Origin of the sequence: Rheinheimera oceanensis (assembly GCF_018831085.1) — a bacterium.
Lineage (GTDB): Bacteria > Pseudomonadota > Gammaproteobacteria > Enterobacterales > Alteromonadaceae > Alishewanella > Alishewanella oceanensis.
The window spans coordinates 517,199-535,458 of sequence record NZ_JAGPNM010000002.1 but is presented as its reverse complement, the minus strand read 5'-3'; the positions used below and the strand labels follow the sequence as shown (position 1 = coordinate 535,458).

Here is an 18,260-nt window from a genome sequence, read left to right as displayed (position 1 = left end):
AACATACTCAGGAAGCTTAATGTTTCGTGGCTCATTTACGTTGACACTGGACGAGAAAGGCCGGTTAGCGCTACCCGCGCGCTACCGCGAATTTCTGCTGTCTGATTGTCAGGGCCATCTGATCTGTACAATTGACCTGCACGACCCCTGCTTATTGTTGTACCCGTTGGCAGAGTGGGAAGAAATAGAAGAAAAACTGAAACGCCTGTCCAGCTTAAATCCGCAGGAGCGCCGCTTACAGCGCGTACTGCTGGGTAATGCTACTGATTGCGATATGGACAAAAGTGGCCGTATTTTATTGCCTGCTCCGCTTAGGCAACACGCTGGCCTGACCAAAGGTATCCGCTTGGTTGGCCAGTTAAATAAATTTGAAATCTGGGATGAAACTGCCTGGCATGAGCGGCTTACTGCAGATATCGCATTAGAGCAAGCTCAGGCCGGTGATGTTGAATTGTCAGAGCGATTACAGGATTTTGCACTGTAAAATGACTACTGTGGCGCATATTTCCGTTCTGCTGCAAGAAGCACTGGACGGGCTAGCAATAAAACCAGACGGCTGCTACCTTGACGGTACTTTCGGCCGCGGTGGCCACAGCCGGGCTATTTTATCTTTATTGGGCCCGCAAGGCCGTTTATTTGCTATAGATCGCGACCCCACCGCGATAGCCGCTGCCGAGCCACTTAAGGCAGACCCCCGCTTTCATATCACCCACAGCCCCTTTGCCGCCCTGGCAACTATCGCTGAGCAGTTGCACATCAACGGTGCACTCGATGGCATTTTACTCGATCTTGGTGTGTCCTCCCCACAACTGGACGACGCTGATCGTGGTTTTAGTTTTATGCGCGACGGCCCGCTGGATATGCGGATGGACCCAAGCTCAGGCATCAGTGCTGCCAAATGGCTGGCTGAGGCTGATGTAGAGGACATCAGTTTTGTTTTGCGGGAATACGGCGAAGAAAAGTTTGCCTGGCGTATAGCGCAGGCCATAGTGGCTGCGCGTGCAGAAACGCAAATAACCCGTACGGCACAGCTGGCAAAACTGATAAGTGACAGCGTGCCCAAAAGCAATAAAGAGAAAAAACATCCGGCTACGCGCAGCTTTCAGGCGATCCGTATTTACATTAACAGTGAGCTGGAACAAGTAAACCTGGCCTTACAAGCTGCCATGCAGGTGCTAAAACCCGGCGGCCGCCTGGTGGTGATCAGTTTTCATTCACTGGAAGATCGGCTGGTTAAACAGTTTATGCGCCGCCATGCCAAAGGTGAACCTGTACCTCGCGGTATACCGCTGACAGCGGCTCAAATGCAACAGCGCACTGCGCTTACGTTGATTGGTAAAGCCATTATGCCATCTGAGCAAGAGCTTGAAGCCAACCCCAGAGCGCGTAGCGCAGTGCTACGCATAGCCGAGAAGCAGCGTCATGAGTAATATCAGCCTACATCGCTTAATTGGCCAGGACTGGCGGGCACAAAAGTGGCTGGCGCTGTTGCTGCTGGCCTGTATTGCCTCGGCATTGACAGTGGTGCATTTTGCCCATTTAAACCGGCAGCTCACCATAGCGCAGGACGGTTTGTACCAGCAACGCGATCAGCTGGATATTGAATGGCGCAACCTGCTGCTGGAGCAACGGGCGTTGTCTGAGCACAGCCGGGTAGAAGATATCGCCCGCAATAAATTACAAATGTTACGTCCTGCCGGTGAGCGGGATGTCGCGGTGACACAGCCATGAGCCGGGCAAAGAAAGTACCTCAGGCTAAAGCCAGAACATCACCTTCAGTGTTGGGCTGGCGTTTTGCTTTTGTGCTGCTGAGTTTAACTGCCGTATTTACCGCCCTGGTAGTACGTGCTGCCTGGCTACAGGTAATAGAGCCAGACATGCTGGTAAGCCAGGGCGATGCCCGCAGCCTGCGGGTAGAGTCTAACAGCGTGCTGCGCGGCATGATAGTTGACCGTAACGGTGAAGAACTTGCCGTTAGTGTTGGGGTTGAGGCTATCTGGGCTGATCCCAAAGTGGTTATCGAGCGCAATGCCGCAGCCGATGAGCGGCGCTGGCATGCCCTGGCAGAAATACTGCAACTGACACCGGCACAGTTACTAAGCCGGATTGGCGACAACCCGCAGCGCCGTTTTGTTTACCTGCAACGTCAGGTTAATCCGGCAGTAGTCGACTATGTGAAAAAACTCAAAGTACCGGGTATTTATTTTCGTCAGGAATCACGCCGCTATTACCCGGCAGGCGAAGTTACCGCGCAACTGCTGGGCTTTACCAATGTTGATGACGTTGGCGTAGAAGGTATTGAAAAACGCTTTGATGAGCTGTTAACCGGTACTGCCGGGCGCAAAGTTTTCCGTAAAGATGCCAAAGGCCGGGAAATAGAAGTGATTGAGCGGGCCCAGGCGCAGGCGCCGGGTAATGTGCAGTTAAGTATTGATCAGCGTATTCAGTCGGTAACGTACCGCGAGCTGAAAAAAGCCGTACTGGCACATGGTGCAACTTCAGGCTCAGCTATAGTGGTGGATGTATTAACCGGTGAAGTGCTGGCGATGGTAAACAGCCCATCGTTTAACCCTAACAACCGGCGTAATACACCGTCTTACCTGTTTCGTAACCGCGCCATTGCCGACACCTTTGAACCAGGTTCAACCATGAAGCCGCTGGCAGTATTAAGTGCATTGGAGTTTGGCTCAGCCAAACTAAATGAGGTTGTTAATACGTCGCCGGGCTATATGCGCATTGGCGGTAGCTGGGTGCGCGATGCCAACAACTATAACAACCTCAGCCTGACCGGTATTATCCAGAAATCAAGCAATATTGGTGTCAGTAAACTGGTGCTGGATATGCCGGTAGAGCATGTTATTGGCCTGTACGCCAATATGGGGTTGGGCATAGATACCGGCCTTGGCCTGAATGGCGAAAGTGGTGGCATGTTAAGCCATCGCCGGCGCTGGTCCGACTTTGAGCGTGCCACCTTATCTTTCGGTTATGGCTTGTCAGTTACCGCAGCCCAGCTGGCAAAGGTGTATGCCACTATGGCCAATGGCGGCATCAGCCGGCCGCTGACTATTTTAAAATCAGATCAGCCTCATCCGGGCGAGCAAGTGCTGGCCCCCGAGCATGCTGCCGCCATGCTGGAAATGATGGAAGCTAATATTATGCCGGGCGGCACTGCCACCCGTGCGCAGGTTAAGGGTTACCGTGTTGGTGGTAAAACGGGTACTGCACGTAAAGCTATAGCCGGTGGCTACGGTGATGACTACGTTGCTTCATTCGCTGGCGTTGGCCCGGTGTCTAACCCCAGGCTGGCATGTGTCGTGGTAATTAACGAACCAGCAGGTGATTTTTATCACGGCGGCGAAATTGCTGCCCCGGTGTTTGCCAATATTATGGGGGCAACCATGCAACTACTTAACCTGGCCCCGGATAGCAACAGCCAGCCTAAACTCTCTGCCGTAACGGGAGGCCGCAATGCCGGTTAATGCCCGCAGCTGGTTAGCTGCTTATAATATCAGTGCTCCCGATGTTCAGGTGCAACAATTACAGTTGGATAGCCGCAAAGTGGGTGCCGGTGATGTGTTTCTGGCTATACCTGGCGTGCAGCAGCATGGCAGCCAGTTTATCAGCAAAGCGCTGGCGCAGGGAGCTGCCCTGGTATTAACTGACAACGGCAGCTACACCGACGAACGCATTCTGGTGTTACCGCAGTTAACTCAAATACTGCCGCAACTGGTTGGCGCGTTTTATCAGCAACCGGCTGCACAACTGCAACTGGTGGGTATTACCGGTACTAACGGTAAATCCAGCATAGCGTTTTTTATTAATCAACTGGCAGAATTGCTGGCTACTAATGCTGCGGTTATCGGTACTCTGGGGTATGGCTATTACCAACAGTTGACAACCTTACCTAATACCACACCACACTTTGTTGATTTACAACGTATTCTGGCCGAATTTGTTCGATCGGGCGTTAAACTGGCAGCGATGGAAGTGTCATCCCATGCGTTAGTACAACAACGGGTTGCCGGTTTACATTTTAATGTGGCGGTGTTTACCAACCTGACACGCGATCATCTTGATTACCACGGCACTATGGCCGAATACGGTGCAGCCAAAGCTTTGTTATTTAAACCGGAACTGAGCCAGACAGCAGTTATTAATGTTTCTGATGAATTTGGCCGTGCTTTGGCGGCACAGTGTGTCAATCCGCTGTTTGTCTATGGCAAAGCAGAAGACTGTAACGGCTTTGAGCGTTATCTGGCGTATTCAGATGTGGTACCAACGGTAAATGGCTATCAGGTCCGTCTTAGCAGCCATTTAGGTGACTTCAGCCTGCAACTGCCACTGCTGGGTGAGTTTAATATTCAGAACGTGCTGGCCGCTATTGGCGCCCTGCACATGCTGGGCCAGCCGCTGAATAGCCTTATTGCCGCAGCCGGGCAGTTAAAAGCTGTGCCAGGGCGGATGGAACAGTTTGTTTTTCCACAGCAGTTTACTGCTGTTATTGATTATGCCCACACGCCTGACGCACTGCAGCAGGCATTACAGTCACTGCGTATGCACTGTGCCAGCCGCCTGTGGTGCGTATTTGGCTGCGGTGGTGACAGAGATCGTGGTAAACGGCCGCTAATGGGCCAACTGGCAGAGTTGTTTGCCGACCATATTATTATTACCGCCGATAATCCGCGCAGCGAAGAGGTTGTGGCAATTTGCGAAGAAATTGCCGCCGGCATGAGCCCGGACGCCAGTTACCAGATAGAGCCAGATCGTAAAGCCGCCATTAAGCTGGCGCTGGCCAGTGCGCAGCCCGGCGACATTGTTCTGGTTGCCGGTAAAGGACACGAAACAGTACAGATTATTGGCGCAGAAGTTCGCCAGTACGACGAGCGCGCTTATTTGCAGCAACTGGTTGCGGAGATGTCATTATGATTAGCTTACGCTGTTCCGACATAACTGAAATTTTAAACGGCAGTCTGCACGGTGACGATGTCACAGTAACATCAGTCAGTACCGACAGCCGCAGTATCAGTGCAGGCGAGTTGTTTATTGCCTTAAAGGGGCCGAATTTTGACGGCACAGCTTTTGTTGCCGAAGTTAAAGCCAAAGGCGCGGTTGCCGTAGTTACAGAGCATCAGGTATCTGAAGCTATTAGCCAGATTGTGGTACAAGACACCCGTCTGGCGCTGGGGCAACTGGCTGCGGCGGTAAAAGCCAGGCTGGCGCCCAAAACTATTGCGGTTACCGGTAGTGCCGGTAAAACCACTGTTAAAGAAATGATGGCAGCTATTTTAAGCCGCCGTGGCCAGGTGTTATCGACCCAGGGCAATTTTAATAACGACATCGGCGTGCCGCTTACTATGCTGCGCCTGACAGAAAAACATAACTATGCGGTGCTGGAGCTGGGGGCAAATCATCAGGGCGAAATTGCCTACACCACCTCACTGGCTAAGCCGGATGTTGCCATTATTACCAATGTTGCGGCATCGCATTTAGAAGGCTTTGGTGATGTATATGGTGTGGCACGTGCTAAAGGCGAGATTTTTAACGGCTTATCAGCAAACGGCCTTGCCATACTGCCGGCTGACAGTGAATACCGCGATTACTGGTTAAAACGGCTTGAAGGCAAAACAGTAATGCAGTTTTCGGCTACCGGGCCGGCCGATTATTATGCCCAGGGCATAGTACTGGATACACAGGGCTGTGCCGGTTTTGAGCTTATTTGCCCGGCAGGCCGCCAGTTTATTCAACTGACAATCCCCGGACGGCACAATGTCGCTAATGCACTGGCTGCAGCTGCAGCCTGTATCGCTGTTGGCGCCACACTGACCGATGTTCAGTTGGGGCTGGCACAAATGCAGGCCGTAAAAGGCCGCACTAATATCAAAATGGTTAACCCGCAGTTGCGGCTGATTGACGATACCTACAACGCCAATGTCGAGTCGGTGAAGGCTGCTATTGATCTGCTGGCGTCGTATTCCGGCTACCGGGTGCTGGTATTAGGCGACATGGCTGAACTGGGCGCAGATGCCCGTTTATACCACGAAGAGATTGGTTTATACGCAAAAAAATCAGGTATTAATCTGTTGTTCACCCTTGGCGTGTTATCACAGAGCGCCAGTGACTTGTTCAATGGACAAGGTGCTCATTTCAGTTCGCGTCAGGCGCTGTTACAGCGCCTGTTGCCGATAGTGTCAGAACAACAGGAAGTCACCCTGCTAGTGAAAGGTTCGCGTAGCGCGAAAATGGAATTAGTCGTGCAAGACTTGCTAGAAAGATGTCAGCAGGAGAACAGCCCATGCTAGTTTGGTTGGCCGAGTATTTAACCCAATACTACAGCTTTTTTAATGTATTCAGTTACCTGACGTTTCGCGCCATACTGGGTATTTTAACGTCATTACTATTAAGCCTGTATCTGGGGCCTAAGCTTATTGCGCGTTTGCAACTGATGCAAATTGGCCAGGTGGTACGTAACGACGGCCCGCAAAGCCATTTCTCGAAAAAAGGCACTCCAACCATGGGAGGGCTGCTGATCTTAGGCTCAGTGCTGTTAAGCACCTTGCTATGGGCCGATCTGGATAACAAGTACGTCTGGGTAGTGCTGTTTGTGCTGATAAGCTTCGGCCTGATTGGCTTTGTAGATGATTACCGTAAAGTTATCCGCAAAGATCCCAAAGGCCTGATAGCCCGCTGGAAATACTTCTGGCAGTCGCTGTTTGCCATTGCTACCGCTGCCTTTTTATATTTTACCGCCGAGCGCCCGGCTGAAACTGCGCTGCTGGTGCCGTTTCTCAAAGACGTTATGCCGCAGTTGGGCTTATTGTTTATTGCGCTGAGTTACTTTGTCATTGTCGGTACCAGCAATGCTGTTAACCTGACCGACGGCCTAGATGGCCTGGCCATAGTACCTACTATTATGGTGGCGTCAGCGTTTGCCATTATTGCTTACGCCAGCGGCAACGTGAATTTCTCCGGTTATCTGAATATCCCTTATCTGCCCTACGCCGGTGAGCTGGTAGTAGTGTGCGCGGCTTTAGTGGGCGCAGGTCTGGGCTTTTTATGGTTTAACACTTATCCGGCACAGGTGTTTATGGGCGATGTGGGCTCACTGGCGCTGGGCGCGGTATTGGGCGTTATTGCCATTCTGGTACGGCAGGAAATAGTGCTGTTTATTATGGGCGGTGTTTTTGTTATGGAAACGCTGTCGGTAATTTTGCAGGTAGGCTCTTACAAATTGCGTGGCCAGCGTATTTTCCGCATGGCGCCTATTCACCATCACTATGAATTAAAAGGCTGGCCTGAACCACGTGTAATTGTGCGGTTCTGGATTTTATCCATCATCTTTGTGCTGGTGGGCCTGGCCACCCTGAAACTGAGATAACGATGACATTAACGGAGACACAGAGTTTAATGATGCAGCATTTAGCAAAAAAACGCATTGCAGTTGTAGGGCTGGGCCTGTCAGGTCTGGCTACTGTGCGTTTTTTGTTAAGCCTGGGCGTTAAACCTGTGCTGATGGACAGCCGCAGCAAACCTGCCGGTATTGAACAAATTGCCGCTGAAAAGGTAGATGGTATTTATTTAGGCGAGCTGGATGCCAACCGGCTGGCCAAGATGGACATGATTATTTTAAGCCCCGGATTATCGCCAACACATCCGGCTATCCGTTTTGCGGTGGCACAAGGCGTTGAGCTGCTGGGCGATGTTGAGTTATTTGCCCGCTTTAATAATAAGCCGGTGGTGGCCATTACCGGCTCTAACGGTAAATCTACCGTGACAATGCTGGTAGAAGCCATGCTCAAATGCAGTGGTATAAAAGCACTGGCAGCGGGCAATATCGGCTTGCCGGTGCTTGATGCTATAGCTCAGCAAGGCATTGATGTTTTTGTGTTGGAGCTGTCCAGCTTTCAGCTGGACACCACAACGGGCCTGCATAGTGTTGCCAGCAGCATTTTAAATGTCAGTGCTGATCACTTAGACCGCTACCGGAATATGGCAGCTTATGCCGCGTCTAAACAGCGGGTATATCAGCATACCCAACTGGCGGTATTTAATTTAGCCGACAGCGCCACCACACCGGAAAACTGCGCGCATACGCTGGGTATTAAGCTGGCTGACTCTGCCTACGGCATTACTGTTGTTGACGGTCAGCGCTGGTTAAACGTGGCAGGTGAACCGCTGTTACCTGTTAGCGAAATGACACTGTTTGGTGCTCACAACGAATTTAATGCCCTGGTAGCCTGCGCCTTAGCACTGGCTGCCGGAGCCAACCGTGCAGGTTTAATCAGTGCGTTAAAGCAGTTTGTATCTTTGCCGCATCGCTGCATTTTAGTGGCCGACAAAAACGCCGTACGCTGGATCAACGACTCCAAAGCCACCAATATCGGCGCTACGCTGGCGGCAATTGCCGGCTTGCGCCCGGCTGTAACCGGTAAGCTGATTTTAATTGCCGGTGGTGATGGTAAAGGCGCAGATATGGCCGAGCTTAAGCCGGTGTTAGACAGCGATGTACAGCAGCTGATTACACTGGGGCAGGACGGCCCGGCGATAGCCGCGCTTAAAGCCGGCAGTATTCAGGTAAAAACCATACAGGAAGCGGTAAAAACTGCAGCAAAGCTGGCTGCGCCCGGCGATATGGTATTGCTGTCACCGGCCTGCGCCAGCCTGGATATGTTTAAAAGTTATGCAGACCGTGGCGAGCAGTTTGCCGCCGCTGTTAAGGCGGAGGTGCTATGAAACAGCTGGCACTGGATACGCTGAGAAATCAGCTGCAAAACCCGCTGCACATTATTACCAGTTGGTGGAATGCCGATGATGGCGCCGCTTATGACAAGCTGTTTCTTACTTTGCTGCTGCTTATTCTGGCGGTGGGTGTGGTAATGGTTACCAGCGCATCGGTGCCGGTTGCTGCCCGGCTGCATGGCAATGAACTGCATTTTACTATCCGCCATCTGGTGTACCTGGGGCTGGGTTTCTCTGCAGCTCTGGTCGTACTAAATATTCCGGTACAATGGTGGCACAACAGCAATATGTTGCTGCTGTTTACCGGGCTGGCGCTGTTGGTAGCAGTATTACTGTTTGGCCGTAACGTTAACGGTAGTACCCGCTGGTTAGCCATTGGCCCTATTGGTTTGCAGTCGGCTGAACCTGCCAAGCTGTTTTTCTTTGTTTACCTGTCCAGTTATCTGGTACGGCGCCATGAAGAAGTACGCGAAAACCTGAAAGGCTTCTTAAAACCTTTACTGGTGTTATTTGCCTTTGCGGTGCTACTGCTGATGCAGCCGGATTTAGGCACCGTAATTGTGATGTTTGCCACAGCTGTGGCCTTGCTGTTTCTGGCAGGCGCCAAATTATGGCAGTTCTTTGGCCTTATTTTTACCGGGTTAATGGCGATTGGCGTACTGATTGTATACAGCGAATACCGCTGGAAACGGGTAACCGCATTTTTAGACCCCTGGGCTGATCCCTTTGGCAGTGGTTATCAGTTAACACAGTCGTTAATGGCATTTGGCCGGGGCGGCTGGTTTGGTCAGGGCCTGGGTAACAGCATTCAGAAGCTGGAATACCTGCCTGAAGCCCATACCGATTTTATTCTGGCCGTAATCGCCGAAGAGACTGGTTTTATTGGCGTAACCCTGCTGCTAGCGCTGATTTTTATGCTGGTGTACCGCGCCCTGTGGATAGGCCAGCGTGCTTTGGCAAAAAATATGAGCTTCCACGGCTTTTTAGCTTATGCGCTGGCAATCTGGATTGGTTTTCAGTCGGCGGTAAATATTGGTGTGGCTACCGGCGCTTTACCTACTAAAGGTTTAACGCTGCCATTTGTCAGCTCTGGCGGCAGCAGTTTAATTATTATGCTGGCTACTGCCGCATTGTTATTACGGATAGATTTTGAGGTGCGGCTAAAAGGCAAGCACGCCATCAGCGGAGGCCGTAATGACTAAACCGCGTATTTTGATTATGGCAGGCGGCACCGGCGGGCATATCTTCCCGGCGCAAGCCGTAGCGACGGCATTGTCTGCTGCCGGTTGGCAAATTCACTGGTTGGGTACAGCTAACCGGATGGAAGCCACTTTAGTGCCACAATTTGGCTGGCCATTTCACACTATTGATGTTGCCGGGCTGCGTGGTAAAGGTGTGCTGTCTCTGATAACCGCGCCCTGGATGCTGGTTAAATCACTATTGCAGGCCCGCCAGGTACTTAATGCGGTGCAACCGGATCTGGTGCTGGGGTTTGGCGGTTATGCCAGCGGTCCCGGTGGTGTGGCCGCCTGGTTAAAACGGCTGCCGTTGTTTATTCACGAGCAGAACGCCGTAGCTGGCAGCACCAACCGGCTGCTGGCAAAACTGGCCCGTAAGGTGCTGGTGGCTTTTCCTGCGGCTTTTGCCGGTAACAGCAAACAACAGCTGGTAGGTAACCCGGTACGGGCAGAGCTTATTAATATTGCCGCAGCACATGATTACAGCGGTAGTTTAAAAGTATTGGTGGTGGGCGGCAGTTTGGGGGCTAAGGTGCTAAACGATAAGTTACCGGCCATTTTTGCCAAAGCCTCGCAAACCGGTGTACTTGAAGTGCGCCACCAAACCGGTAAGGCCATGCAACTGCAAACAGAACAGCAGTATCAGCAATTGGGTAGTGCCAATTTAACCGCCCAGGCCAGCGCATTTATTGACGATATGGCGCAGGCCTATGCCTGGGCCGACGTAGTAATTTGCCGTGCCGGGGCCTCTACGGTTAGTGAGCTGGCCTGTGCCGGTGTGGCGGCGGTGTTTGTGCCGCTGCCAGGCGCAATAGACGATCACCAGAGCGCTAACGCCCGCTGGTTAACAGAACAGGGTGCAGCCTTGTTGCTGGCGCAGCACGAGTTAACAGAACAACGCTTGCTGCCGCTGCTGCAGCAATGGTTACACAGTAAAGCACCGTTACAGCAAATGGCCGTCAAAGCGCGTGCCTGTGCTCTGGAACATGCAACCGCACAGGTAGTGGCGCTATGTCAGCAGGTAGTAGGTCAGCAAGTAGCAGGACAGAATTTATGATAAGTACGCCGCAACAGAAAAAACTAGCCATGCGCCGCGTTGAGCGTATTCACTTTGTCGGCATTGGTGGTGCCGGTATGGGCGGTATTGCCGAAGTACTGCTTAATGAAGGTTACAACGTATCGGGCTCTGACATTGCGCCTAATGCTGTTACCGAGCGTTTAATTACACTGGGTGCCAGTGTGCTGTTTGGTCATAATGCCGACCATGTTGACGGTGCCAGCGTAGTCGTCGTTTCCAGTGCTATTAGCAACACCAACCCGGAGGTTGCCGCCGCACGTGCGTTACGTATTCCGGTGGTGCGCCGCGCAGAAATGCTGGGCGAGCTGATGCGCTTTCGCCATGGCATTGCTGTTGCCGGTACGCACGGTAAAACCACCACTACCAGCTTGCTGGCGTCTGTTTTCGCTGAAGCCGGTACCGACCCTACATTTGTTATTGGTGGTCTGCTTAATTCAGCCGGTTCTAACGCGCGGCTGGGCAGCGGCCGTTATTTAATTGCCGAAGCCGACGAGAGCGACGCCTCTTTTCTGCATTTACAGCCCCTGGCAACAGTGATCACCAATATCGAAGCTGATCACATGGACACCTATCAGGGCGATTTTGAAAAGCTAAAAGCCACCTATCTGGAATTTTGTCACAACCTGCCATTTTACGGCGTGGTAGTGGTATGTATCGACGATCCGGTGTTGCGTGCGCTGATCCCGCAAATCGGCCGCACTGTGCTGACATACGGCTTTAGTGACGATGCTGACTTTGTGATCAGCGATTTCAGCCAGAGCGGCACCCAAAGCCGGTTTGTGATAACCGGCAACACCAGCGGCGACAGCAGCGGCAATCAGCGTGAAGTAATACTGAATTTACCCGGCAAACATAATGCGTTAAATGCCACTGCTGCTTTTGCGCTGGCGCTGGACGAAGGTATCAGTGAGCAGGCCATACTGGCTGCGCTGAGTAAGTTTGAAGGCATAGGCCGGCGTTTTCAGCAGTACGGTGAATTTGATACCGGTAACGGCAAAGTGTTGCTGCTGGACGACTACGGCCATCATCCAACTGAAGTGGCTGCCACTATCGCTGCGGCGCGGGCGGCCTGGCCACAGCGCCGCCTGGTTATGGCTTATCAGCCACACCGTTTTACCCGTACCCGTGATTTATACGAAGACTTCGCCAAAGTGCTGTCCACGGTAGATAAGCTGTTATTGCTTGAGGTGTATTCAGCCGGAGAAGCGCCTATTGCCGGTGCCGACAGCCGCAGTTTATGTCGTTCTATCCGCGCCCGCGGCATGCTGGATCCAATTTATGTTGCCGAGCCCGCCGAACTGGCAGCCAGCCTGGCGGGCGTGTTGCAGGATGGTGATGTAGTGCTGACACAAGGTGCCGGCAATATCGGCACTTTAGTAAAAAAGCTGGCTGCTATGCAGCTGAATATTGAACAACTTAAAGCCAGCGCAGGAGTACAGGCATGAGTATCAATGTAAATGCTTTTGGCAAAGTCGCCGTGATGTTTGGTGGCAACTCCGCCGAGCGCGAGGTGTCGCTGCGCTCTGGCAAGGCAGTATTAAAAGCCCTGCAAGATGCCGGTATAGATGCTTTTGCTTTTGATCCGCAAACACAGTCGCTGGCTGAGCTTGCTGCCAGTGCTGCACAGCGGGTATTTATTGTATTACATGGCCGTGGCGGCGAAGACGGCAGCATGCAGGGCGCACTGCAACAACTGGGCTTACCCTACACCGGCAGTGGTGTACTGGGCTCAGCGCTGGCGATGGATAAAATCCGCTGTAAATGGTTATTTCAGGCCCAGCAATTGCCAACAGCGCCTTTTGCGGTAGTGCACAACAACGACACTGATTTTGCCGGTTTGCTGGCCAGCCTTGGCGGCAAAGTTATGGTGAAACCGGCCAATGAAGGTTCCAGTATTGGTATGAGTGCCGCCAGCACGGCAGCAGAGCTTGAACAGGCCATTCACGCCGCGCTGAAATACGACAGCGAAATTTTAGTTGAGCGCTGGATAAACGGCCGCGAGTTTACTGTCGCTCTGTTAAATGGCCAGGTATTACCGGTAGTGGAGATGCGCACACCCCGAGCCTTTTACGATTATGAAGCCAAATATCAGGCCAACAGTACTGAATACTTATGCCCGGCGCCATTAAGCGCAGAGCAAACCGCCGCCATGCAAGACACAGCACTTAAAGCCTTTAATGCGGTGGGTGCATCAGGTTGGGGCCGGGTAGACATTATGCTGGACCAAAGCGGCCAACATTATTTGCTGGAAGTAAACACCGTGCCGGGTATGACAGAAAAATCGCTGGTACCAATGGCGGCTAAAGCCGCGGGCCTGAGTTTTCAGCAATTAGTTCTGGCAATACTTAACCAGACCGAAGGAACAAAATAACCATGAACTGGCGCCTGCCTCAGCTGCAATTTAAACAACGCCCGGCATTTTATGCCGGAGTGCTGTTTTTTATTGCTGCGGTAGCCGCGCTGGCGTGGGCAGGTACGAAAATAAGCGACTGGATGCAAAGCCAGCAAAGTGCCCCGGTGCGTCAGGTACGGTTGTACGGTGATTTTCATCATATTGATGCCACTGCACTGCACCAGACTTTGCAACAGCAATACGTAGGTAACTTTTTTAGCGTGAACGTGGATCAGGTGCAGCAGTTCCTGTTACAGCAACCCTGGGTATATCAGGTGGCCGTGCGCAAACAATGGCCTGATGCTCTGGTTGTGGTGGTAACAGAACAACGGCCGGTAGCAATCTGGAATCAGCAGCAATTACTTAATACACAGGGCGAGGTGTTTCAGGCGCCCGTAGAACAGCTGAAAACAGCATTGCCAATGCTAACCGGCCCCGAAGGCAGCCAGCAGGATGCACTTGCCATGTTCCGCCATATGCAGGGCTTGCTGGCCCTGCATAAATTTAATGCCGTGGCGCTGGGTTTAACCGAGCGTTTTTCCTGGCAGGTAAGCCTGAGCAATGGTGTTGCACTAAAGCTGGGGCGTGAAGATACCTTAAAACGGTTACAACGCTTTATTGAGTTGTATCCGGTGATCAGTAAACACAAAACCGAAGCCGTAGCTGAAGTAGATTTGCGCTACGACACCGGTATAGCAGTGCGTTACAGCACTGAAGAAAAGAGAAAAGCATGACAAAGTCGTTGGATAGAGATCTGATTGTTGGCCTGGATATCGGTACCGCCCAGATAAAAGCGGTGGTGGGCGAAATTACCGCTGATGACCGCCTGAGCATTGTCGGCGTTGGTACCCATGTATCCCGCGGTATGGATAAAGGCGGCGTAAACGATTTGAACCTGGTAGTGCAGGCGGTACAGCGCGCTATTGACGAAGCTGAGCTGATGGCAGATTGCCGTGTATCGTCAGTGTATTTAGGTATTACCGGTAAACATATCCGCTGCCAGAACGAAAGCGGCATGGTACCGATTAACGACACAGAAGTGACCGCAGAAGATGTTGCCAATGTGATCCATGCTGCCAAATCTGTGCCTATTTCGGCCGAGCGGCGCATGTTGCATGTGCTGCCGCAGGAATTCTCGGTAGATATGCAGGAAGGCATTAAAAGCCCGGTGGGCATGTCTGGCGTGCGGATGGAAGCCCGGGCGCACATTATTACCTGCGCCAACGACATGGCAAAAAATATTGAAAAGTGTGTTGAACGCTGTGGCCTGCAGGTCGATCAACTTATTTTTACCTCGCTGGCCTCCAGCTTTGCGGTGTTAACTGATGATGAAAAAGAGCTGGGTGTCTGTGTAGTGGATATGGGTGGCGGTACTATTGATATCTCAATTTATACCAATGGTGCGCTGCGCCATACCGCCGTGATCCCGGTAGCCGGTAATCAGGTTACCAGCGATATTGCCAAAATTTTCCGCACGCCGTTAAGCCATGCCGAAGATATTAAAGTGCAGTATGCCTGTGCGCTGCGCAGCATGGTGGGTAAAGAAGAGAGCATTGAAGTGCCAAGCGTTGGTGGCAGACCAGCAAGGTCTATGTCGCGCCATACGCTAGCCGAAGTGGTAGAGCCACGCTATCAGGAATTATTTGAGCTGGTGCTGGAAGAAATTCGCAGCTCTGGCCTGGAAGAGCAAATTGCTGCCGGTGTCGTACTGACCGGAGGCACCGCCAAGATGGAAGGTGCGGTGGAATTTGCCGAAGACATTTTTCAGATGCCGGTACGGGTAGGGCAACCTATGCATGTTACCGGTTTAAAAGAGTACGTACAGGACCCGGCTTATGCCAGCGTGGTAGGGCTGTTGTTGTACGGTAAAGATGCACGCACCCAGCAGAAAAAATCTGTTGATGTGCGCGATTCAGTAAGTAGCTTCGTCAAACGGATCAGCAGCTGGTTCAAAGGCGAATTTTAAGTTAGTAAGCGTAGAAACGGAGAGAGAGCTATGTTTGAGTTAATGGAAAATCACAGCGAAGAAGCTGTTATTAAAGTAATAGGTGTTGGCGGCGGCGGCGGTAACGCTGTTGAGTATATGGTTGCCAGCAATATCGAAGGTGTAGAGTTCGTTGCGGCCAATACCGACGCCCAGGCTCTGCGTAATTCATCAGCCAACATTACGCTGCAGTTAGGCGCTAATGTTACTAAAGGTTTAGGTGCCGGTGCCAACCCGGAAATCGGCCGCCGTTCAGCCGAGGAAGATCGCGAAACTATCAAGAAAACCCTGCAGGGCGCTGATATGATTTTTATCGCAGCCGGTATGGGCGGCGGTACAGGTACAGGTGCAGCACCAATTGTCGCCGAAGTAGCGCGTGAGCTGGGTATCTTAACCGTGGCAGTGGTAACCAAACCCTTCCCGTTCGAAGGTAAAAAGCGTACCGCTTATGCTGACGAAGGTATTCTGGAACTGAGCAAACACGTTGATTCTTTGATCACCATTCCAAACGACAAACTGTTAAAAGTGTTAGGTAAAGGCACCAGTTTGCTGGATGCGTTTAAAGCCGCCAACAACGTGTTGCTGGGTGCTGTGCAGGGTATTGCTGAATTAATTACCCGGCCGGGCCTTATCAACGTTGACTTTGCCGACGTACGTACCGTGATGTCAGAAATGGGCACTGCGATGATGGGCAGCGGCCGCGCTTCCGGCCCGGACAGGGCAGAAGAAGCCGCCGAACAGGCTATCTCCAGCCCATTGCTGGAAGATATTGATTTATCTGGCGCCAAGGGTATTCTGGTTAATATCACTGCCGGCCTGGATATCAGCATCGAAGAGTTTGAAATTGTCGGTAATGCCGTAAAAGCTTTTGCGTCTGAAAATGCTACTGTGGTAGTAGGCGCGGTAATCGACCCTAACATGCAGGACGAGCTGCGTGTAACTGTGGTGGCTACCGGTATAGGTGCAGACCGCCGCCCGGATATCAGCCTGGTGCAAAACCACCGCGCTGAGCCAATGCCTGTGTACGTGCAACACGGTAACACCATGCAAAAACCTGCACCGCAGGCCATGCGTGAAGAGCAGCCCACGGCAGCCGTGAAAGCACAGCCAGAAAGCAAAGCAAATATCGACATTTTTGATATACCGGCGTTTTTACGCAAACAAGCCGACTAAGGCTGTACTCAGTACAGTTTTAGTTGCAGGCAGGGCCGACAGCAGGGTTAAGCTGCTGTTCAGTGGAATTTGGCATAATTGCCTCATTGTGCTATGCTTCGCCACCATTTTGTGATTGCTTATTATTTGAGCAGGAAGAAATTATGATTAAACAACGTACCATCGACAAAACAGTCAGCTCCATTGGAGTGGGATTGCACAAAGGCGAAAAGGTTACGCTTACTCTCCGACCTGCGCCGGACAACACGGGTATCGTGTTCCGTCGTGTTGATCTCGATCCTGTGGTCGATTTCAAAGTAACACCTGAGTTAGTAGGTGATACGGTGATGTGTACCTGTTTAATTAATGAAAATGGCGTGCGCTTATCTACCACTGAACACCTGATGGCGGCCATTGCCGGGCTGGGGATCGACAACCTGGTGGTTGAAGTAGACTCAGCTGAAATTCCTATTATGGATGGCAGTGCCAATCCTTTCGTTTATCTGCTGCTTGAAGCCGGTGTGGCAGAGCAGCGCCAGGCGAAAAAGTTTATCCGCATTAAAAAATCTGTACGGGTAGAAGACGGCGATAAATGGGCCGAATTTAAACCGCATCATGGCTTTAAAATTGATTTTGCCATTGAATTTAACCACCCGGTGATTGCAGAAACTACCCAGCATATGCAAATGGATTTCTCCGCCGCTGGTTTTATTAAAGATATCAGCCGTGCCCGCACCTTTGGCTTTTTGCATGAAGTAGAATACCTGCGTGCAAATAATCTGGCGCTGGGTGGCAGTTTCGACAACGCCGTAGTACTGGACGAATACCGGGTATTAAACCAGGACGGCCTGCGCTACGAAGACGAATTTATTAAACATAAAATTCTCGATGCTATCGGCGATTTATATATGGCCGGTTACAGCATACTGGGCGAGTTTAAAGCCTTTAAAACCGGCCATGCGCTGAATAACCAGCTACTGTGTGCTGTACTGGCTAATCAGGAAAACTGGGAATTTGTTACCTTTGAAGACAAAGCCCAGATGCCGATATCTTATCTGGCACCCCAATTGGCCTGAATCAGCACTTAAGCTATACACAAAACCCGGTTTAACCGGGTTTTGTTTTTTTGCTATTTGGCTGTTGCGTATCAGCGTTCTGTGCCAGTTTTAACAGCGCCTGCTTTAATGGCCCTTCGCTGTTTTGAGCCAGCAGGCGCAGTGCTGAGGCTGCGCTGTCAGACAACTGATGACTGTTTTTCTGCGCTACAGGCAGTTGCAGCCTGCTGATCTGGCCGTTAGGTGAGGCTTCAATCTCAATTCCGGCTAAATCAGGCAAGATTTTTCGGCGAAAATTGTCTAGAATGGCGTCGCGCTGCATTTTTAAACTGGTCAGCCAGGGCGCCGAGGCACATAAAATAACCGCCCGACCGTCACGAATACAGCTGACCTGACAGAAACTAAGTTGCTCCAGCTGTAATACTTCAGCCAGCACTTTGTTCAGTTGTTGCACCAGGCCTACCTGTTGCTGCTGTGATGCCAGAGTACTGTGCGCCAGCACTTTGCTGATATCCAGAGGCTTTTGTGTATAACGGGCCATTGCCTTTATGCGCCTGCAACAAGTAAAACATCTGTGCAGTGTAACAGCTTCTTCAGATACAGAGAATGTTGTACCTTGAAAGCG

17 protein-coding genes are annotated in these 18,260 nt (G+C 51.6%); 16 read left to right on the top strand and 1 reads right to left on the bottom strand.

Features of this window, described 5'->3' with window-relative positions:
• Positions 1-19 precede the first annotated feature (19 nt).
• The 16 genes from mraZ (at position 20) to lpxC (ending at position 17,656) form a co-directional block, all read left to right on the top strand.
• Positions 20-484 (top strand): division/cell wall cluster transcriptional repressor MraZ, encoded by a 465-nt coding sequence (mraZ, locus tag J3B89_RS07105; RefSeq protein WP_215396817.1) that lies wholly within the window; start codon positions 20-22, stop codon positions 482-484.
• A gap of 1 nt (position 485) precedes the next feature.
• Positions 486-1,430 carry a 16S rRNA (cytosine(1402)-N(4))-methyltransferase RsmH gene (gene rsmH / locus J3B89_RS07100; RefSeq protein ID WP_215396816.1) on the top strand — a complete coding sequence of 315 codons (945 nt, stop codon included), beginning with the start codon at positions 486-488 and terminating at the stop codon, positions 1,428-1,430.
• Positions 1,423-1,731: a cell division protein FtsL gene (gene ftsL / locus J3B89_RS07095; RefSeq protein WP_215396815.1), complete on the top strand. Its 309-nt coding sequence runs from the start codon at positions 1,423-1,425 to the stop codon at positions 1,729-1,731. Before rsmH ends, ftsL begins: the two co-directional genes overlap by 8 nt.
• The gene (locus J3B89_RS07090; RefSeq protein WP_215396814.1) at positions 1,728-3,479 is read left to right on the top strand and encodes a penicillin-binding transpeptidase domain-containing protein; all 1,752 of its coding nucleotides are present in this window, start codon (positions 1,728-1,730) and stop codon (positions 3,477-3,479) included. The genes ftsL and J3B89_RS07090 overlap by 4 nt, the downstream gene beginning before the upstream one ends.
• Complete coding sequence (locus J3B89_RS07085; RefSeq protein WP_215396813.1) at positions 3,469-4,926, top strand: UDP-N-acetylmuramoyl-L-alanyl-D-glutamate--2,6-diaminopimelate ligase; 1,458 nt, start codon at positions 3,469-3,471, stop codon at positions 4,924-4,926. Before J3B89_RS07090 ends, J3B89_RS07085 begins: the two co-directional genes overlap by 11 nt.
• A complete protein-coding gene (locus J3B89_RS07080; RefSeq protein ID WP_215396812.1) occupies positions 4,923-6,299 on the top strand; it encodes a UDP-N-acetylmuramoyl-tripeptide--D-alanyl-D-alanine ligase in 1,377 nt (458 codons plus the stop codon). Before J3B89_RS07085 ends, J3B89_RS07080 begins: the two co-directional genes overlap by 4 nt.
• On the top strand, positions 6,293-7,375 hold the full coding sequence (mraY, locus tag J3B89_RS07075; RefSeq protein ID WP_215396811.1) for a phospho-N-acetylmuramoyl-pentapeptide-transferase: 1,083 nt from the start codon (positions 6,293-6,295) through the stop codon (positions 7,373-7,375). Before J3B89_RS07080 ends, mraY begins: the two co-directional genes overlap by 7 nt.
• Positions 7,376-7,377: 2 nt before the next feature.
• Positions 7,378-8,730, top strand: a complete 1,353-nt coding sequence (gene murD / locus J3B89_RS07070) for a UDP-N-acetylmuramoyl-L-alanine--D-glutamate ligase (protein ID WP_251372270.1) — start codon at positions 7,378-7,380, stop codon at positions 8,728-8,730.
• Positions 8,727-9,938 (top strand): putative lipid II flippase FtsW, encoded by a 1,212-nt coding sequence (ftsW, locus tag J3B89_RS07065; protein ID WP_215396810.1) that lies wholly within the window; start codon positions 8,727-8,729, stop codon positions 9,936-9,938. The genes murD and ftsW overlap by 4 nt, the downstream gene beginning before the upstream one ends.
• Positions 9,931-11,031, top strand: a complete 1,101-nt coding sequence (gene murG, locus J3B89_RS07060) for an undecaprenyldiphospho-muramoylpentapeptide beta-N-acetylglucosaminyltransferase (protein WP_215396809.1) — start codon at positions 9,931-9,933, stop codon at positions 11,029-11,031. Before ftsW ends, murG begins: the two co-directional genes overlap by 8 nt.
• Entirely contained in the window at positions 11,028-12,497 is a 1,470-nt protein-coding gene (gene murC / locus J3B89_RS07055) for a UDP-N-acetylmuramate--L-alanine ligase (protein ID WP_215396808.1), read from the top strand. Before murG ends, murC begins: the two co-directional genes overlap by 4 nt.
• A complete protein-coding gene (locus J3B89_RS07050) occupies positions 12,494-13,423 on the top strand; it encodes a D-alanine--D-alanine ligase (protein WP_215396807.1) in 930 nt (309 codons plus the stop codon). The genes murC and J3B89_RS07050 overlap by 4 nt, the downstream gene beginning before the upstream one ends.
• A 2-nt stretch (positions 13,424-13,425) precedes the next feature.
• Positions 13,426-14,178: a cell division protein FtsQ/DivIB gene (locus J3B89_RS07045; RefSeq protein ID WP_215396806.1), complete on the top strand. Its 753-nt coding sequence runs from the start codon at positions 13,426-13,428 to the stop codon at positions 14,176-14,178.
• Positions 14,175-15,410 carry a cell division protein FtsA gene (gene ftsA, locus J3B89_RS07040; RefSeq protein ID WP_215396805.1) on the top strand — a complete coding sequence of 412 codons (1,236 nt, stop codon included), beginning with the start codon at positions 14,175-14,177 and terminating at the stop codon, positions 15,408-15,410. The genes J3B89_RS07045 and ftsA overlap by 4 nt, the downstream gene beginning before the upstream one ends.
• 30 nt (positions 15,411-15,440) lie before the next feature.
• Positions 15,441-16,601, top strand: a complete 1,161-nt coding sequence (gene ftsZ / locus J3B89_RS07035) for a cell division protein FtsZ (RefSeq protein ID WP_215396804.1) — start codon at positions 15,441-15,443, stop codon at positions 16,599-16,601.
• Positions 16,602-16,744: 143 nt separating this feature from the next.
• Positions 16,745-17,656, top strand: coding sequence for a UDP-3-O-acyl-N-acetylglucosamine deacetylase (gene lpxC, locus J3B89_RS07030; protein WP_215396803.1), 912 nt, complete (start codon positions 16,745-16,747; stop codon positions 17,654-17,656).
• A gap of 31 nt (positions 17,657-17,687) precedes the next feature.
• Here the strand turns inward: lpxC and J3B89_RS07025 are convergent, their stop codons facing one another.
• The gene (locus J3B89_RS07025; protein ID WP_215396802.1) at positions 17,688-18,176 is read right to left on the bottom strand and encodes a DciA family protein; all 489 of its coding nucleotides are present in this window, start codon (positions 18,174-18,176) and stop codon (positions 17,688-17,690) included.
• Positions 18,177-18,260 lie beyond the last annotated feature (84 nt).

Excerpts from the sequence above, each read along its gene's own strand:
- J3B89_RS07085 (WP_215396813.1), top strand. The coding sequence starts at position 3,469 with ATGCCGGTTAATGCCCGCAGCTGGTTAGCTGCTTATAATATCAGTGCT.
- mraY (WP_215396811.1), top strand. The coding sequence starts at position 6,293 with ATGCTAGTTTGGTTGGCCGAGTATTTAACCCAATACTACAGCTTTTTT.
- lpxC (WP_215396803.1), top strand. The coding sequence starts at position 16,745 with ATGATTAAACAACGTACCATCGACAAAACAGTCAGCTCCATTGGAGTG.
- J3B89_RS07090 (WP_215396814.1), top strand. The coding sequence starts at position 1,728 with ATGAGCCGGGCAAAGAAAGTACCTCAGGCTAAAGCCAGAACATCACCT.
- J3B89_RS07050 (WP_215396807.1), top strand. The coding sequence starts at position 12,494 with ATGAGTATCAATGTAAATGCTTTTGGCAAAGTCGCCGTGATGTTTGGT.
- ftsZ (WP_215396804.1), top strand. The coding sequence starts at position 15,441 with ATGTTTGAGTTAATGGAAAATCACAGCGAAGAAGCTGTTATTAAAGTA.
- murD (WP_251372270.1), top strand. The coding sequence starts at position 7,378 with ATGACATTAACGGAGACACAGAGTTTAATGATGCAGCATTTAGCAAAA.
- murC (WP_215396808.1), top strand. The coding sequence starts at position 11,028 with ATGATAAGTACGCCGCAACAGAAAAAACTAGCCATGCGCCGCGTTGAG.
- mraZ (WP_215396817.1), top strand. The coding sequence starts at position 20 with ATGTTTCGTGGCTCATTTACGTTGACACTGGACGAGAAAGGCCGGTTA.
- J3B89_RS07045 (WP_215396806.1), top strand. The coding sequence starts at position 13,426 with ATGAACTGGCGCCTGCCTCAGCTGCAATTTAAACAACGCCCGGCATTT.
- ftsW (WP_215396810.1), top strand. The coding sequence starts at position 8,727 with ATGAAACAGCTGGCACTGGATACGCTGAGAAATCAGCTGCAAAACCCG.
- ftsL (WP_215396815.1), top strand. The coding sequence starts at position 1,423 with ATGAGTAATATCAGCCTACATCGCTTAATTGGCCAGGACTGGCGGGCA.
- rsmH (WP_215396816.1), top strand. The coding sequence starts at position 486 with ATGACTACTGTGGCGCATATTTCCGTTCTGCTGCAAGAAGCACTGGAC.
- J3B89_RS07025 (WP_215396802.1), bottom strand. The coding sequence starts at position 18,176 with ATGGCCCGTTATACACAAAAGCCTCTGGATATCAGCAAAGTGCTGGCG.
- J3B89_RS07080 (WP_215396812.1), top strand. The coding sequence starts at position 4,923 with ATGATTAGCTTACGCTGTTCCGACATAACTGAAATTTTAAACGGCAGT.
- ftsA (WP_215396805.1), top strand. The coding sequence starts at position 14,175 with ATGACAAAGTCGTTGGATAGAGATCTGATTGTTGGCCTGGATATCGGT.
- murG (WP_215396809.1), top strand. The coding sequence starts at position 9,931 with ATGACTAAACCGCGTATTTTGATTATGGCAGGCGGCACCGGCGGGCAT.